The sequence below is a fragment of the Pseudoalteromonas xiamenensis genome (genome assembly GCF_030994125.1).
Taxonomy (GTDB): domain Bacteria; phylum Pseudomonadota; class Gammaproteobacteria; order Enterobacterales; family Alteromonadaceae; genus Pseudoalteromonas; species Pseudoalteromonas xiamenensis_B.
Window position 1 is genome coordinate 3,585,156 of the sequence record NZ_CP099917.1, and the last position, 17,411, is coordinate 3,602,566.

9 protein-coding genes are annotated in these 17,411 nt (G+C 41.9%); 8 read left to right on the forward strand and 1 reads right to left on the reverse strand.

What is annotated here, in order from left to right; genetic code table 11:
* The first annotated feature begins 190 nt into the window (after positions 1–190).
* The gene (locus tag NI389_RS16780; RefSeq protein WP_308360958.1) at positions 191–2,431 is read left to right on the forward strand and encodes an aminotransferase class V-fold PLP-dependent enzyme; all 2,241 of its coding nucleotides are present in this window, start codon (positions 191–193) and stop codon (positions 2,429–2,431) included.
* 24 nt (positions 2,432–2,455) lie between these two features.
* On the opposite strand, the gene NI389_RS16785 is transcribed toward NI389_RS16780, so the two are convergent.
* The gene (locus tag NI389_RS16785; RefSeq protein ID WP_308360959.1) at positions 2,456–3,490 is read right to left on the reverse strand and encodes a LacI family DNA-binding transcriptional regulator; all 1,035 of its coding nucleotides are present in this window, start codon (positions 3,488–3,490) and stop codon (positions 2,456–2,458) included.
* 311 nt (positions 3,491–3,801) lie between these two features.
* Between NI389_RS16785 and pgi the strand changes: the two genes are divergently transcribed.
* The 7 genes from pgi (at position 3,802) to NI389_RS16820 (ending at position 17,409) form a co-directional block, all read left to right on the forward strand.
* Positions 3,802–5,442: a glucose-6-phosphate isomerase gene (gene pgi, locus NI389_RS16790; protein ID WP_308360960.1), complete on the forward strand. Its 1,641-nt coding sequence runs from the start codon at positions 3,802–3,804 to the stop codon at positions 5,440–5,442.
* Between the two features lie 279 nt (positions 5,443–5,721).
* Positions 5,722–7,194 (forward strand): glucose-6-phosphate dehydrogenase, encoded by a 1,473-nt coding sequence (gene zwf / locus NI389_RS16795; RefSeq protein WP_308360961.1) that lies wholly within the window; start codon positions 5,722–5,724, stop codon positions 7,192–7,194.
* Positions 7,194–7,904, forward strand: coding sequence for a 6-phosphogluconolactonase (gene pgl, locus NI389_RS16800; RefSeq protein WP_308360962.1), 711 nt, complete (start codon positions 7,194–7,196; stop codon positions 7,902–7,904). Before zwf ends, pgl begins: the two co-directional genes overlap by 1 nt.
* A gap of 639 nt (positions 7,905–8,543) precedes the next feature.
* A complete protein-coding gene (locus tag NI389_RS16805) occupies positions 8,544–11,195 on the forward strand; it encodes a TonB-dependent receptor (protein WP_308360963.1) in 2,652 nt (883 codons plus the stop codon).
* A 61-nt stretch (positions 11,196–11,256) separates the two neighbouring features.
* Entirely contained in the window at positions 11,257–12,777 is a 1,521-nt protein-coding gene (locus NI389_RS16810; RefSeq protein ID WP_308360964.1) for a tryptophan halogenase family protein, read from the forward strand.
* 288 nt (positions 12,778–13,065) lie between these two features.
* Positions 13,066–15,636 (forward strand): TonB-dependent receptor, encoded by a 2,571-nt coding sequence (locus NI389_RS16815; protein ID WP_308360965.1) that lies wholly within the window; start codon positions 13,066–13,068, stop codon positions 15,634–15,636.
* Between the two features lie 213 nt (positions 15,637–15,849).
* Positions 15,850–17,409, forward strand: coding sequence for a tryptophan halogenase family protein (locus NI389_RS16820; RefSeq protein WP_308360966.1), 1,560 nt, complete (start codon positions 15,850–15,852; stop codon positions 17,407–17,409).
* Positions 17,410–17,411: the final 2 nt, after the last annotated feature.

A 17,411-nucleotide genomic window follows, 5' to 3' on the forward strand; every position in this document is an offset into this window, starting at 1 on the left:
CTTCCATTATCAATTATCTAAACAATACATATCTCAATACGGCCAAGCGCTGAGTTAATGCAATTCAGCACTGAAATGATTAAAAATCGCATAAAAGAGAAAACTGTCCAAGCAAATCATTATTAGGCTTTTTGATTTAGTAATGTAAAAATGGGTATAAGATATTTCAAATTATTATAAGGTTCCGCTAATGTCTTTAGAGTCCATGAGCGCCGGTTCTCCCATCTATTTAGATGCAAATGCTACGACACCTGTATTGCCGTCTATCGTTGAGGTTGTGACGCATGCCATGCAGGTCTGTTTCGGTAATCCTTCTAGTTCCCATATTACGGGAGTGCAAGCGAAACACCTCATGGAACAAGCGAGGTTGCGAGCAAGAGAACTTGTTGGGGCTGGGCATGGTGATATTCTTTTTACTTCTGGCGCAACCGAAGGCATTCAGACTGCAATAGTTTCCGCGCTACTAAATGCGAAGAAAAATGTTACTCCGGAGTCGGTCTTGCTGTATGGGGCTACAGAACATAAGGCGGTACCTAACACATTAAAACATTGGAATCAGGTGCTGGGAATAAACGCACGAATTTTGTCCATTCCCGTTGATAGAAATGGCTTGCTTGATCTCGCATTTATCGAAGCACATGCCAAAGATGCGCTCATGATTTGTACTATGGCTGTAAATAATGAAACGGGTATTATTCAAGATGTGAATGCCATAGAAGCTGTAATTCGAAGCCAAAATACCGAATGCGCTTGGATGGTCGATTGTGTTCAAGCGTTAGGTAAACGGAATCTAGTTTTAAGTGAAACAACCATTGATTACGCGCCATTCTCTGGGCATAAACTCTATGCTCCAAAAGGAATTGGGATGTTATACATACGCCATAACGCACCGTATACGCCATTTATCGCCGGTGGTGGGCAAGAAAGCGGGATGCGTTCTGGCACGGAAAATTTACCCGGTATAGCTAGTTTAAATGAGCTATGTCGCCTACTACTTGACGCTGAACAATCCCCCTTTCAATCACACGAGCAACTCGGACGTTACCGTGACATGCTCAAAGAGGCGGTAGTTGACACCTTTGAACAAGTGTCTTTTCATCATGATTTTGCACTGTCAGTGCCGACCACGCTTAACTTCTCGGTTGATAATTTAACCTCTAAAGAGGTTATTGATTTGTTTGATGCTGCGGGCATTCGCGTGAGTGGCGGATCTGCGTGCAGTTCAGGGTCAAACAGGAGTTTTGTGTTAGATGCCATGGGGCTATCTGATTGGCAGAGTGAAAATGCGATTCGCATGTCTTTTGGGCCGGCGGATAGCATGGAGCAAATAGAGGAAGCATGTAGACGTATTCGCTCTTTAAAACCAATTCTCGCGCAAAATTGTTTAATTGTTTCAGATAGCCAATACCCTAGTCAGGAAGCATGCGCAATTGGAGTCACCCAATTTCGTCATCAAGGAGCATGTTGTTGGCTGTATGTTGCTGCTAATCGAGAAGCCATTGTTATTGACCCAATTGTAGAACTTCTTCCTAGGCTTGAACGCCTGATACAAAAGCAACAATTGATTGTCAAAGCGGTGTTAGACACGCATAGCCACCAAGATAGGTCATCTGGTCACATGATACTAAGTGACATGCTTGGTTTTGATAGCTCACAGAGAGACGCATTGGGGTGGCCTCGAAACGTAGGTGAAATCAAGGTTGGTGATGCAACGTTAAAATCGGTAAAAACGCCGGGACACTCAACGGACAGTGTGAGTTATTTGCTTTACCAGAATGAGCGAGTTGTGCTTTGCTTTTGTGGTGACTTGGTGTTACCGCATGGGTTGGGGGCGACACACAAAGAGGGTGGTGATGCCTTTTCAATGGCTAGCAGTTTGATGAATTTAGATACAGTTTTGAGTCCAGATACCGTGATGTGTTCAGCACACGATTACAAACAATGCTTTGCAATTACGTGGAAAGTGCAAAAAGGTCAGTTGCCTTTGTTGTTTGCGTTAACTTCCGGAGCGCTAAGTGTCGAAGATTTCGTCGCTGATAAGGCCGCACAGAGTGTTCAAGAAGCGGAACCTGAGCAATTGGATCTGTGTGGTTTTATCAATGTAGTACAAAACGTTGCGTTCGAAGAGTTGAATGCGACAAATGCAGTCGAGTGGATGCACGCGAACAACGCGACGCTAATTGATACCAGAGAAGCCTACGAGCACAGTGCTCAATGCACCCCTTGTTCAGTGATCCAAGAATCTGAAGAAGTATTAAATATTCCCCTCAGTCGTATGGCGGATGCGATTTTACGTGGTGTTATTGCTCCAGATAACGCGTATGTACTGCTTTGCAGAACAGGTAATCGTTCGCGACAAGCTGCAACGACTTTACGTAATTTGGGGTTCACCAAGGTGTGTAATTTGAAAGGTGGTGTGGCGCTAAGTTAGCGCCACCGCTAGCGTAATCTGTAATTATTCGCTTTTGTTTGAGCTTTCTCGGACGACCATAGACGGGGTAAACACTGTCATGATTTCTTTGTCAAGATTCCGAGGGCCACGTATTTTACTAAATAATAAGCGTGCAGCGTGCTGTGAAATGACGTCGTTTTCCTGATGCGCTGTAGTTAACTTCGGCCAAGTTTGTTTCGAGAAGGGAGAGTCTTCGAAACCAGTAATTGATAACTGTGCTGGAATAGCGACATTCATCAATCTTGCTGCGAACAACGCGCCTGCGGCAATTTCATCGTTACCGCCCATAATCGCAGAAATATTGAATTTATTGCCATCTTCTAGAAACGCCTTAGCACCTTGTACACCGGACTCAAAGGAGTAGTTGCCACGGTAGACGAGTTTTTCATCGTATACTAAGCGGTTGTCTTTGAGTGCATCTTTATATCCACTCAAGCGCTCGGCTGTTGATTTGTGTTCTTCGTCACCACACAAAAATGCAATGTTAGAGTGGCCGTGGCGTATCAAATGCTCTGTTATTTCATAAGAGGCGGCATAGTCGTTAACGTAAATACAGTTTCTTGATTCATTTTCGTCTTGAGAAGGGCGTCCAGAAAGAATGCGAACAAATTCAACATCGAGTGACTCGAGCAAGTCGATTATATCTTGTTGCTCAGACAAAGGAGGCGTTAGGACAAGTCCAGCTAAGCGAGAACGCTTTATCATCGTTTGGAATTCTTCAACCATGTTCTCATCTGAGTAGCTACATGGATGAATAACCAATTCATAACCTTCTCTTCTACATCGTGACAATACGCCATTTTGCATATCAATAACGTAGTAAGCGTTGGGGTTATCATATACAAGCCCGACGGTAAACGATGAAGTACCTGCAAGGTTTCGTGCGGCTAAATTAGGCTGATAGTTAAGCTCTTTTACTGCGCTCATCACGATGTCATAGGTTTTTTTGCGAACCGAAGGCTCATTGTTTATAACACGCGATACGGTCTTCATTGACACGCCGGCGAGTTTCGCTACGTCGTTAATAGTGACTTTCATTTTATTATTCTTAAACCTTTCTATCAGAAAATGAGCGATTGTTTCATTAAAATATCATGCTTAATAGCTAGTCTATCGGAAGTCAAAAAGAATTAGCAGCAAAAAGATCATAAATAAATTTATGATACCGGTGTCAAAAGCGAAAAATTCAGCTATTATGCGCAATATAAACTGGAAAAGAAGATGTTTGACAGCGTTGTCATTTTAACTTATCGTTAACTACAACGATCAATATCTTTTTGCAGATTTTGCAATGAGCTTGATAAAAAATCATATTATTCAGCTTGTTGTGTTTTAGGGGAAAGTTACATATGAGTTGCCGTTCACAACTTACCAGTTGGAAAGCGTTGTCAGAAAGTGCTAAGGAATTAGGTGGCGTTCACCTGAAATCACTTTTTGAGCAAGACAAACAGCGTTTTGAAAAATTTTCATGCCAAATTCCTGGTGTGTTATTTGATTATTCAAAGCAGCTCATAACGCCTGAAGTTAAATCTCAGTTAGTTCAACTTGCTGAAGAATGTGACCTTGCGCAGTGGCGTAATCGCATGTTCTCTGGTGAAAAAATCAATTTCACTGAAAATCGTTCTGTGTTGCATGTCGCGTTGCGTAATCGTAACAACACTCCGTTGATCGTTGATGGAGTGAACGTCACAGAACAAGTACAAGCGGAACTGGCAAAAATAAAGCAATTTACAGAACAAGTACGTTCTGGTGATTGGCGCGGTTATACAGGTAAAGCGGTAAAAAACGTAGTAGCAATCGGTGTGGGTGGTTCGAATCTAGGGCCTCAAATGGTGACTGAAGCGCTTGCTTCATTTGCTGACGATACGCTGGATATTTATTACGTTTCAAACGTTGATGGGGTGCAATTAGCTCAGGTGCTTAACAAGCTAGACCCAGAAACAACGTTATTCGTCGTTTCATCTAAAACGTTTACCACGTCAGAGACAATGACGAATGCACGCTCTTCAGTTGCATGGTTTTTAGCGTCAGCGCAAGACGACGCTGCAATAGCAAAACATTTTGTCGCGGTCAGTACCAATTTGGAAAAAACACGTGCATTTGGTATAGCAGATGAAAATGTGTTTACGATGTGGGACTGGGTAGGTGGCCGTTTCTCACTGTGGAGTGCGATAGGGTTACCAATTGCGTTGTATCTTGGCTTTGAGGCATTTCAAGATGTTCTTGAAGGCGCATTTGAGATTGATGAACATTTCAAAACGGCAGAAGCAGGTGAAAATATTCCACTGTTAATGGCGTTATTGAGTCTTTGGAACACGAGTTTCCTCGGTCATAAAGCTCAGGCGATACTCCCATATGACCAAGCGCTGCACATGTTGCCTGCTTATTTGCAGCAAGGTGAGATGGAAAGTAATGGTAAATCAGTGTCTTTTGATGGACAAACAGTGCCTTACACAACGGTACCGCTTATCTGGGGCATGACTGGTATTAACGGACAACACGCGTTTTATCAGTATTTACATCAAGGCAATACAATCGTGCCTGCGGACTTTATCGCATCGATTAAGCCACAAGTTTCGATGGGAGCTCATCACGATATTCTGATGTCGAACTTCTTTGCGCAAACGGAAGCGATGATGGCTGGTGTTGATGAAGTTGCTGTACGTGCAGATTTAGTTGCCAAAGGAAAGTCAGAAGACGAAATTCAGGCTTTACTTGCGCATAAAATTCATCAAGGTAATAGACCAACAACGTCTATTATTTTGGATACCGTTGATGCTAAGGCGGTCGGTCGCTTAGTTGCGATGTACGAACATAAAATCTTTAGCCAAGGTATCTTGTTACAAATTTGTTCTTTTGACCAATGGGGCGTAGAGTTAGGCAAAGGTCTTGCTTCGAAGATTGAAAGCGAGTTGTTGAACGAAGATGTAAATCATGAGCATGATAGTTCAACGTCAGGTCTAATTGCTTACTATAAATCCCGCCGATAAAGAATTGGTTGCACTACGCAGCAGAAACGAATTCACGCAATGTGAGATAGAATACCTTTGAACGGGTAGCGCTGGAGTTCTTAGGGCCTGTATTTTTGTGAGAGGAATTACAGTGCCCCTAAGGCTCATTTAATCGAATAACAACAACTTCAGCCTGACTATTGCAATCGAATTCAACGTTCATTTAAACAAACATTTGATACTGTTTAGATTTAGAGTAATCCATATTCTTGCCCAATCAGGTATGACTGATGGGCCTCAACGAGTAGAGAGACGACTATGCTTAATCCTTTTGATATTGTGATTTTTGGCGGTGGTGGAGATCTTGCCCTTCGCAAGTTGCTTCCTGCAATGTACAGAGCATATCAAGAAGGGAACTTGCCAGAAGGGACGCGTATCCTACCTACAGTGAGAGAGCCGGCCAAACAAGAAGAATACGTTGAAATGGCAAATCAGGCGCTTCAGGCTCATTTAGGTCAAGGCGAATACAACAAAAAAGATTGGCAAGCCTTCTCTGCCTATCTAGTTCCCGTTGTTATTAATGTCACAGAAGAAGATAACCATTGGGACACGCTGAAATCAATTTTGGATACGGAAGCTGAAGATCGCTCTCGTGTATTCTATTTATCGTTACCTCCAGCTGTATATGGTCGTTGTTGCGAAATTTTATCTGTTAAAGGGTTGATTACCGAAACGTCACGCGTCGTGGTAGAAAAACCAATTGGTTATTGTGGTAAGTCTGCAGAAGAAATTAACTCGAAAATAGCGCAATACTTTGAAGAAAACCAAATCTTCCGTATCGACCACTACTTAGGTAAAGAAACAGTTCAAAACTTAATGGCTCTGCGTTTTTCAAATTCACTGTTTGAAAACATGTGGGATGCAAAAGTCATCGATAATATTCAGATCAGCATCTCAGAAACGGTCGGCTTAGAAAGCCGAGCAGGCTTTTATGATAAAGCCGGCGCACTAAGAGATATGATCCAAAATCACTTATTGCAACTACTTTGTCTAGTGGCTATGGAATCTCCGCATAAATTAAATGCGAACAGTATTCGAGCAGAAAAGCTTAAAGTACTTGAAGCGCTGCGTCCTCTTATTGATGATAACGTAGATAAAAATATTGTTCGTGGCCAATATGTACCGGGTGACTTAGCTGGTAAATTGGTGCCTGGTTACTTAGAAGAACTCGGTGAAGGGTCCAGTAAAACAGAGACCTTTGTTGCTATTCGCGCGCACATCGACAACTGGCGTTGGGCTGGGGTGCCATTCTATCTTAGAACGGGTAAGCGCATGAAAAAGCGCTGTGCCGAAATCGTTGTTGAATACAAAAACGTATCTCATAACGTTTATGGCGAAGGGGTCGGTCCTATTCAACCAAATCGCTTGGTAATTCGTTTACAGCCAGAAGAAAGCATTCAATTAACGCTGATGTCAAAGCGTATGGACAATTTAGAAATGCAACTTGAGCCAGTTACGTTAAACATTGAGCTGAGCCAAAAATATACGAATACTTATTATTCAGATGCCTACAAGCGTCTAATGCTGGATGCTGCAGCAAACAATCCATCATTGTTCATTCACCGTGATGAAGTTCGCCAAGCTTGGCAATGGATTGATCCAATTATCGAACGCTGGCAGAAGAAAGGCAGCCCTGCACTTTATCGAGCTGGGAGCTGGGGACCAGACGATGCTGATGAGTTACTTCAAGAAAACAATCACGTTTGGTTCAACGCTGGAGAGAAGTGTTAATGGCGATAATTACGGAACATTTCTTTGAAAGCAAAGAGGCGATGACATCTAAGCTTGCAATGTTGCTTGAAAGTGAACTTTCAGAAGCGATCAAGACATCAAATCAAGCCGTACTTGCTGTATCAGGCGGATCTTCACCAAAAGCAGCTTATGAGTATTTGTCGACGATCAATCTTGGTTGGGCTAATATCACCGTCGCTATGGTTGATGAGCGTTGGGTGGAAGTGTCACATGAAAAGTCAAATGAGGCTTTCATAAAAGCGACGCTTTTACAAAACTTCGGCGCAGCCGCGTCATTTGTTACAATGAAAAATGCAGCTCAAACCGCAGTCTTAGGACAGAGTGAAGTAGAAAATGCGTACCGTGCCATCGGAAAACCATTCGATGTAACAATACTTGGTATGGGCCCAGATGGACACACTGCGTCTTTGTTTCCTCACGCAGATGGACTCGAAAAAGCATTAAAAACGGAGGATCTTACTGCTGCAATTAATGCGATTGAAAGCGAAGTGACAGGTTCTATTACTGAGCGAATGACACTTTCATTAAATGGCATTGCAACAAGTAAGCACGTTATCTTACTCATTAGCGGTGAAGATAAGAGAGCTGTTTATGAACAAGCAAAAGCGGATGGGGTAGTTGAAGACATGCCACTTCGAGCTGTATTGAATCAAAAGGATTTAAAATTGACAGTGTTTTGGGCGCCGTAAGGCTTAAAACACATCATCATCATAAAAAAAGCGCCTTTAGGCGCTTTTTTACTTTTAGCTGTCCACACTTTGGCCGCTGAGAACATCACTCAGCAAATCAAAACGATGTACAAGGCTTTCGAATTATCAATTCAACACTTGTCGGAAAACTAAGCTCTGTTTTTTTTTAAACCATAAGTTGGTTATCCAACTAAATGTGACTGATTTTAAAATGTCCCAACGTTATTTTTATCATTTAATGGTGGAAATAATGATGTTTTGGCCCTATAATGACAGCGCTGTCATTGAGAGTTGATCTCAATTCCCCCGAATCGCAAACTTTGCCCAGTGAGCAATTCTTTAAAATATCAACATACCCAAAAGAGGTAAAAACGAGGTTGCTTTCGCCGTGTTTTACTTCTAATTTCTGTCTTTATTGTGTTATATTCCTCGCGTTTAAATGTAACAAATCACAACTTATTTTAAAAATACCCAACAAAAACAACGGCTAATAAGCTATTTTGGATAGTGTTTTACTACGAAAAAAAGTGTAGCTAAATTGTAATTTTGGGTGTATGGTTTGTTATTAGATGACAGCGTTGTCATCTTCACTGGGCAGAAGTGATTTAAAAACCAACAAAATGATTCAAGGGGAATCCTGTGTTAGCTAATAATTTTAAGAAAAGCTTACTTGCTATAAATGTAGGTATCGTTCTCGCAGGCGCTGGTTCGATTGGTGCTGTTCAAGCAGCGGATCAAGTGCAGGCTCAAGAAAGTGTTGAAGTCATCGAAGTTCGTGGTTTACGAGCGTCAAATAAAGCCAACATCAATGAAAAACGTTTTGCAAACAGCATCGTAGATGCAGTGAATGCAGAAGACATCGGTAAATTACCTGATGCGGATGTGGGTCAAGCTCTGGGCCGTATTCCAGGTATCACAGTAGGCCGCGCATTTGGTCAAGGTTCATCAGTATCGATTCGCGGTACCGATCCTCGTATGACGTTAACAACGTTAAACGGTCAAAATGTGGCGTCAACGGGTTGGTACGACCAAATGAACATTGACCGTTCATTTAACTACTCAATGCTACCTGCAGAATTGATTGGTGGTATGGAAGTCTACAAATCAACTCAGGCAAACATTGTTGAGGGTGGCATCGGTGGTACGGTTATCGTCAAAACTCGTAAGCCACTTGATTTAAAAGCGAACCAAATGTTTGCCTCTGTAAAAGGCGAATATGGCACGCTAAACGAAAATGTAGCTCCTGATATTTCCGCATTGTACAGCTGGAAAAACGAAGAAGAGTCATTTGGTGTTCTTGTAGCAGGAGCGTACGTTGACCGTGAATATCTACGCCAAGGTACAGAAGCGGACTTAGATTGGGGTGGTCGTTCGTCTATCCAGCCTTCAAGCTTCCTACAATCACAAGAGCGCAAAGCGCTAGATACAACTTTCCAATTCCGTCCTTCTGAAAACTTAGACTTTGATTTCCATGTATTAAAACTCAAGCTGGGTGCAGATAGTATTGGTGCTAACATGTACATCAATACTGACACGGATTGGGGCGACGGTGATTCATTCTGTCAAAAATTCAATGGTGCAGGTGTATGTACAGTTAGCGTAACGCCTGAAGACAAAGCGTCTAAAATTTTCTTCCAAAACTGGGCTCGTCAAGGCGAAATGACGTCTGACACTTATGAGTTCAATGGAAACTACAAGGGCGAAAACTATTCAATCGCTGCAACAGTGGGCCGCACAAAAGCGGAAGGTGGTACTCAAATGAGTGCGAACTTCGGTTACGGTTGGTGGGGTGACAAGTTTGGCGCGGTAAAATGGAGTGGTACTGTTGATGCGACAGGTAAACAAATCCGCATCGATGGTAAAGACATGGGTTTTACACGTGAGCAACTTGATACAACAGTCGGCACGTCAACTTGGACAGGTATTAAAGGTCCAAACGAAGATAAAGAAACTTACGCTCAAATTGATTTAGATCTTGATTTAGATTTTGATGTAATCAACAAGTTTGAAGCTGGTGTACGTGTTACTAAACATGAATTTGTTAAGCAAGAATACCGCGCTATCTACGATGCAAACAAAGAAAATAGTTTCCAAACGTCGGATCTTTACAGTGGCACAATGCCTTTAGGTTATGACGGTTGGACAATTCCTAAAGCAAACCTTGACGCAATGATTAATGCTACGTTGTCACTAGTTGATCAATTTGCTTATAGCCGTCCTGCTTACGGAAAAATAGAAGAAGATAACTTCTCTGCATACGGTATGTTCTCGTTTGCTTCTGAAGACTACCGTGGTAATTTCGGCGTACGTTATGTTAAGACTGACGTAACATCGAGCGGCCATGTAATCGATAACTCGCCAGCAGATATTTTAGGTGTAAACGCGGGATGGAGTGAAGAACTTCATTCGGTTGATGGTAGCTACAGTAATTTCTTGCCAAGTTTGAACGTTGCGTACAGCCTTTCAGAAGACAAGATTATTCGTTTTGCAGCTGGTCAGGCAATTACACGTCCTAACTACGATAACCTGTTCTTGTCTGCGTCAACGGGTTACCCAGATGACCGTGATTTCAACGAACAGATCACCTATGGTAATCCAGACCTTAAACCAATGAAGTCAACTCAAGCTGATTTAAGTTTCGAATACTACTATGGTGATGGCAACCTCGCATCTGCAACGTTGTTCTACAAAGACATCTCAAACTTTATCGTTGCTACAACTCAAACGAATCAGCAAATTGGTGTAATTAACAATGATATTCCTACACCAGCTGACATTTGGACGGTAAACAACTATAAGAATGCTGGTGGCGGTGAAATCTTCGGTCTTGAACTTCAGGTTAATCATGCATGGGATAACGGCTTTGGTGTTAACGTAAACTATACTTATGCTGATGCGCAAGCTCCTGCAGAAGTTTACACTGATAACTTAAGCAAATTCACTGAAGCATCTGAGCACAGTGCCAACCTTGTCGCTTACTGGGAAAACGATGTCTACTCAGCTCGTGCAGCGTATAACTGGCGTTCAGAGTACATGATCCGTGAATATGGTGCGTACTATGGTAACCGTATGCATGATGACTTCGGTACTCTTGATTTGACCTTTGGTTGGAATATTAACGAAAACCTAGTCGCACGTCTTGAAATCGTTAACCTAACTGAGGAAGATGATGTTCAATATGGTGCAGCTGGTGTTGGTACAGACGTTAAGCCAGCACTGCAAGATGATTTCCCAACGTGGTCATTCCGTGGTGAAGCTATCTACCGTGTTGGTGTAAGTTTCCAGTTCTAATTATTTGAACTTTAAGAAAAACCCAGTGTATGCTGGGTTTTTTTTTGAAAGGAGATAGCGTATGCAAATAAATAAAGTAGCTATCATCGGTGGCGGTACGGCAGGATGGTTAGCTGCAAATCATCTAGGTGCAGAATTAAGCCACAACCCACTGTTGGAAATCACCGTTATTGAATCTCAGGATGTGCCTTCTATCGGTGTGGGTGAAGGGACTGTTCCTTATATTATGAACAGTCTAAAGCGTTTTGGAATTTCTGAAGCTGAATTCCTTTTTAAATGCGATGCAACTTTCAAACAAGGCATAAAATTTGTAAATTGGTTAGACACAAATATTCATGGTGAGAATCACTACTATCACCCATTTGATGTGCCTTACCCGAAAGGATTTAATGTCACCTCATATATGTTGACCAAAGGGTTGCGTTTTGACTCTGTAGGTATTCAAGCAGATCTATGTGAACTAGGGTTGTCTCCAAAGCATAAATCCAATGGTGATTACGAGGGAGTCGCGTCCTATGCATATCATTTCAACGCACTTAAATTTGCCGAGCTGTTATCGAACAATGCACAAAGAAGATTCGGTATTAAGCACTTAATCGCGACAATTGAATCAGCGACAAAAGATGAATTTGGCAATGTGAGAAGTTTAGTCACGCGAGACAATGAGGAGCTTCAGTTTGACTTTTATGTTGACTGCAGTGGGTTTTCTTCCATTCTCATTGACAAAACACTACATACCCCTTTTGTTTCTAAGTCTGAAGAACTCATTGTAGATACAGCGCTCGTTCAACAAGTGAATTTGGCCGAGAATGAAGCGATAAGACCGTACACGACAGCAACTGCCCATGCAGCTGGGTGGATATGGGATATTCCCCTTACGAATAGGCGTGGTACAGGGTTTGTCTATTCCAGCAAATATATGAGTGAACAGGAGGCTAAGACACAATACGCGCAGTATTTAAAGATCCCTGAAGCTGATTTCAATCCGAGAAAAATACCCATGGAGGTTGGTTACAGAGAGTATTTTTGGAATAAAAATTGTGTAGCGTTGGGTCTGGCACAGGGGTTCGTTGAACCATTAGAAGCAACGTCAATTTTATTGACAGACTTTTCTGCTGAATTATTGTGCCGCAACTTTCCAAGAACAATTGAAGATATGCCTACGTTTCAAGAAGATTTTAATCGAGCGACAAGATATGCGTGGGATAGAACAGTGGACTTTATCAAACTGCACTATTGTATTTCTGACCGACAAGATAGTGGTTTTTGGGAAGAAAATAGGAATAGTCGAACGTGGTCACCGGAACTAACTCAAAAGTTGCAGAAATTTAAACTACGGCCTCCCATCCAATCCGATTTTTTTAGTCGTTTTGAGTTGTTTGATGATAAAAACTTCCAGTATGTGTTGTATGGCATGCAGTACTCGACTGACTTACCTAATATGAACAATATTGAATTTAAGAAAAGCGAGCAGATACTTGGGGAAAATTCGCTACTCTTAGATAACGCAAAGCGTAATTTAATGCCGCACCGTCAATGGCTCGATGGGCTTGCCAAAGCGATGTCTCGGCTGAATCGTTGAACATCCATAAACGCCTTTTGCAGCAATGACCGCTTTTCAATAATGCTAAAGCGGTTTTCTCTCATTGAATAGTGCAGTTTTTGTTCATTTTATTCTGAAGTTCTAATCGTTTTTTCAATGATCCGCCCTAAAAAATGATACTTAAATGTTAAAGATGAAAAAATTACAATAAATTATTTGGTCAAGTTGTGGATTATTTGTTCTTTTGGCGCTATGTTGTACAAAGCATGATTGACAGCGTTGTCATTATTGCAAGGTTGAATGCACAAAAATAACAAGGGGAATTCTGTGTTTACCAATAATTTTAAGAAAAGCTTACTGGCGGTAAACGTTGGGTTGATTTTGTCTGGTACAGCATCAATTAACATCGCCTATGCGGCAGACGAAAACCAAGCTAGCGAAAGTGTTGAAGTTATCGAAGTTCGCGGTATTCGACGCTCTTTGGAAGCGTCATTAAATACAAAACGATTTGCTAATGCAGTTGTCGATTCTATTACGGCAGAAGACATTGGTAAGATGCCGGACAAAAATATTGCAGAGTCACTGCAACGTATTCCGGGTGTATCGATTACGCGTAACTTTGCGGGTGAAGGTGGTTCAGTTTCAATTAGGGGAACAAATCCTGAGCTAACCAATGTATCTTTAAATGGGAATTACGTAGCATCGACGGGCTGGTTTTCTCAACAAGCAATGACGCGCTCATTTGACATGGATCTCATGCCGACGGAAATGGTTGCGGGCGTTGATGTTTATAAATCTCCTACCGCGTCTATTGATGAAGGTGGTGTAGGTGGTACGGTGGTCATGCGCACACGTAAACCCCTGCAATTAGATTCATTAACTATTTTCGGTTCACTTGAAGCACAAGATAATAGCATTTCTGACGGGACAGGTTACGGTGGTACAGGGCTTGTAAGTTGGAAAAACGATGAAGAAACGTGGGGTTTCTTAGGGGCACTATCGACGCTTGAAACGGTTGGCCGTGCGCATAAAGCAGAGAACTATTTAGACGACAGTTGGGCGGGTGCAGGTATTGCTGAATTTAACCAAACTCGTAAACGTGATGCGCTGAATTTTGTTGTCCAGTTCGCCCCAAGCGCTAATTTAGACATTTCGTTAAACTATTTCGGCGTCGACTTAGATGCTGGTAACTCGAACCAAAACTATTTGATTATCGCGGGCAGTGATGCTGCTGATTTCAATAGTAAAGTTACCGGTGCTACAGGTCTTTCTCCAACAGAAGGTTTCGCTGTAAATGGTACTTTTGCGGGTGGTCCATATGATGACCAAAATACACGAAATGCAGAAGTGGACACTAAAGTGTATTCAGTTGATGTCGACTATAAAGCGGACAACTACTCACTAAACGCAAAGATTGGTAAAACAGAAGCATCCGGTGGCGATGGCGGCAACTATGGGATCGGTTGGACATCTCAAGCCCCTAACCAACAAATCATCTTTGACATGACTCACTCAAAAGACATGTTACTTCAGCCTGTTGGAACCGATGCGAGTAATCATGCAGAATACGTGATGGGTGTGCCTAACGTTGTTGAAACAATTCGTTCAGACGAAGAATCCTTTGCGCAAATTGATTTCGATTTCCCTGTTGAATTTGGCGCCGTGACTAATATCAAATCCGGTCTAAAATTCCGTGACCACGAATTTTCTAGTTATGCAAATAAGTGGGATTTAGGCGCTGGAGTCAATCTCGATGCCAATGGTAATTTACTGACTAAAGCCGATTTTGCGGATGGTACATTTGACCACTCTGGTGTGGGTTTAATTGACGGCTCTCCGCGTAATGTAGCTCGCGTTGATGGTGATAAAGTTCGGGCTCACGTTGACAAATTCAAGACGGGTTCAACGCTTCAAAAAGCAGGTTGGGGTAAAGTTAAAGAAGATATCTTTGCGGCTTATGTGCAAGGTGATTTTTCTGGGGAAAGTTACCGAGGAAACGTTGGTCTTCGTTATGTATCAACAGAAGCCTCTGCACAATATTATGATTTCGTGAGTTTAAGCAGTATTGAAAAAGAAAAGAATGAGTACGCTGATTGGTTGCCGAGCTTCAACTTAGCTGTGGATCTAGCGGAAGATGTAATTCTTCGCGCTTCTGCATCCAAAGTAATGAGTCGTCCTAACTACAGTTATATGAATCCTGCGTCGAGTTATAACGATACGACGAAAACCTATACACGAGGTTCAATTGACTTAGACCCATATCGCGCCACGCAAGCGGATATTGGTGTTGAATGGTATTTCAATGAGTCTTCACTTTTCTCTGTCACACTCTTTAATAAAGACATCTCATCATTCGTTATCTCAGGTGGTAAGGTGAGTAAATTAGAAGTGGATGGTGAAACCAGAATACTTAAAGAGAACGTTCAAGGCTTAGGTGGCAAGATAGAAGGTATAGAATTCCAATATCAGCAGTCATTTGGCGATTTTGGTTTACTTGCTAACGTGACTTATGCCGAGGGTTATGGGCTTGCCAACCAACTAGATAGCAACGGGGCGCTTGTTGGCGTTAAAAAAGAAGGTTTACCAGGACTTTCTAAACTCACCTATAACTTGACCGGTTATTATGAGACGGAACAGGTTGCACTTCGCCTAGCTTATAACTACCGCGATGACTACATAGCAGAAAGTACAGGCATCGGTGGTAATGCATTCTGGGATGCGCATGCGTTTCTTGATCTTTCTGCGACATGGCATGTAAATGAGAATGTAGATTTAAGCTTAGAAGCGACAAACTTGCTTGAAGAAACAACCGTCCAACGTCTCAGCGTTTACAACGCAATGCGTTTGCATGCAGATAATGGTCGTAACACGTACTTAAAAGTGTCTTATCGTTTTTAAGGTCGTATAGAAAGGAAGGCATACGTCTTCCTTTTACGAAACTTTTCACTGACGACAAGCCATTCGGGATAGCCTAAAGTCAATGAGACTATATACGTTTTTACAGGCATAGAAACATCATTATTCGTCGGCGGCAATCCAATAAATCGAAAAGATTTGGTTCACATTACATCTACTCTGTTTTAATTTAACTTGAGTTGTTAGGGAGTTAAAATGACACAGCCAATAAATCATATCGTTATCGTAGGCGGCGGCACAGCAGGGTGGTTAACTGCAGCGACGCTTGCTAAACAACTCAAAGTGACGTCAAATTCAAATAAGAAAGTCACATTGGTTGAATCGCCAAATATTCCAATTTTAGGTGTTGGAGAGGGGACTTGGCCTAACTTACGTGCAACTCTTAAAAAAATAGGTGTTGCTGAAGCGGATTTCATGCGGGAATGTGATGCAACATTCAAGCAAGGCGCATTATTTGTTAACTGGAATGCACCTAAAGACGAGCAAATTCATCGTTATTATCATCCTCTAAATACAGTTAATCATTCTTCATACGATTTTAGCTTAGCGCCTTATTGGCTAATGAATAGATCATCACAGCGTTATGACTACGCTGTTGCATCGCAAAGTCATGTTTGTGATGCTAATTGTGGCCCCAAAGAAATGACCACGCCAGAGTATATGGCAGTTCAAGAATATTCTTACCACTTAAATGCAGGTAAATTTGCGGCATTTTTAACTAAGCACTGCGTTGAAAAACTTGGTGTTAATCATGTTCTTGCGAATGTGAAAAACGTTGAACTTGATGAAGAAGAGTATATTGTAAAGCTTCATACGGACAGTGATATAGCATCAACAATTGACGGTGATTTGTTTGTTGATTGTAGCGGAAGTAATCCAATTCTTATCGAAAAAACGTATCATATTCCATGGCATGATATTAGTGATGTGATTTTTAATGATACAGCGATTGCGATACAAGTTCCTTATTTATCCGATGATGTCGCGATCCCAAGCCATACGATTATGACGGCTCAAGACGCTGGTTGGATTTGGGATATTGCGTTGACTAATCGTCGTGGAGTTGGCCACGTTTTTAGTAGTAAATACACAACGATTGAAGCCGCTGAACAAACGCTCAGAGAATATATAGGGAATGATGCAAGCGGGTGTGAAGCGAGAGTGATCCCACTTAAACTAGGTTACCGCGAAAAATTTTGGCACAAAAACTGTGTCGCTATTGGCATGTCAGGAGGGTTTGTTGAGCCCTTGGAAGCGTCTGCCATATTTTTGTTTGATGCCGCAGCAAATATGCTCGTTGACCAAATGCCAGCTACGCGAGAACAGATGGCATATGTAGAAAATAAATTTAATCGTTCATTTACCATGCGAATGAAACGTACAATTGAATTTATTAAGTTACACTACTGTATCTCTGACAGGCGAGATACTGCTTATTGGCAAGACAACTGCAATTCGGATTCTATCCCTGTGAACCTTCAAGAAAACCTCAAGGCCTGGAAAACTCGTCCACCTACTCGTTATGATTTCGAGCAAGCGTGGGAGCCATTCAATTTAGATAGCTATCTTTATGTGCTCTATGGATTGGAGTTTGATACAAAGATTGAAGCAAGCCACCCATTAATTGTCGATGAACATCTTGCCGCTAAAAAAATGATGGCTGTTGCTGAGTTATCAGAAAAGCTCGTGAAACATCTTCCGTCACACCGAGACTTACTTAAAAAAGTTCAGCTCCATGGATTTACGAGGATTTAAGT

Bases quoted from the DNA above. Each gene is read 5' to 3' on its own strand.
- pgl (WP_308360962.1), top strand. From the start codon at position 7,194: ATGGCGATAATTACGGAACATTTCTTTGAAAGCAAAGAGGCGATGACA.
- NI389_RS16780 (WP_308360958.1), top strand. From the start codon at position 191: ATGTCTTTAGAGTCCATGAGCGCCGGTTCTCCCATCTATTTAGATGCA.
- NI389_RS16820 (WP_308360966.1), top strand. From the start codon at position 15,850: ATGACACAGCCAATAAATCATATCGTTATCGTAGGCGGCGGCACAGCA.
- pgi (WP_308360960.1), top strand. From the start codon at position 3,802: ATGAGTTGCCGTTCACAACTTACCAGTTGGAAAGCGTTGTCAGAAAGT.
- NI389_RS16810 (WP_308360964.1), top strand. From the start codon at position 11,257: ATGCAAATAAATAAAGTAGCTATCATCGGTGGCGGTACGGCAGGATGG.
- zwf (WP_308360961.1), top strand. From the start codon at position 5,722: ATGCTTAATCCTTTTGATATTGTGATTTTTGGCGGTGGTGGAGATCTT.
- NI389_RS16785 (WP_308360959.1), bottom strand. From the start codon at position 3,490: ATGAAAGTCACTATTAACGACGTAGCGAAACTCGCCGGCGTGTCAATG.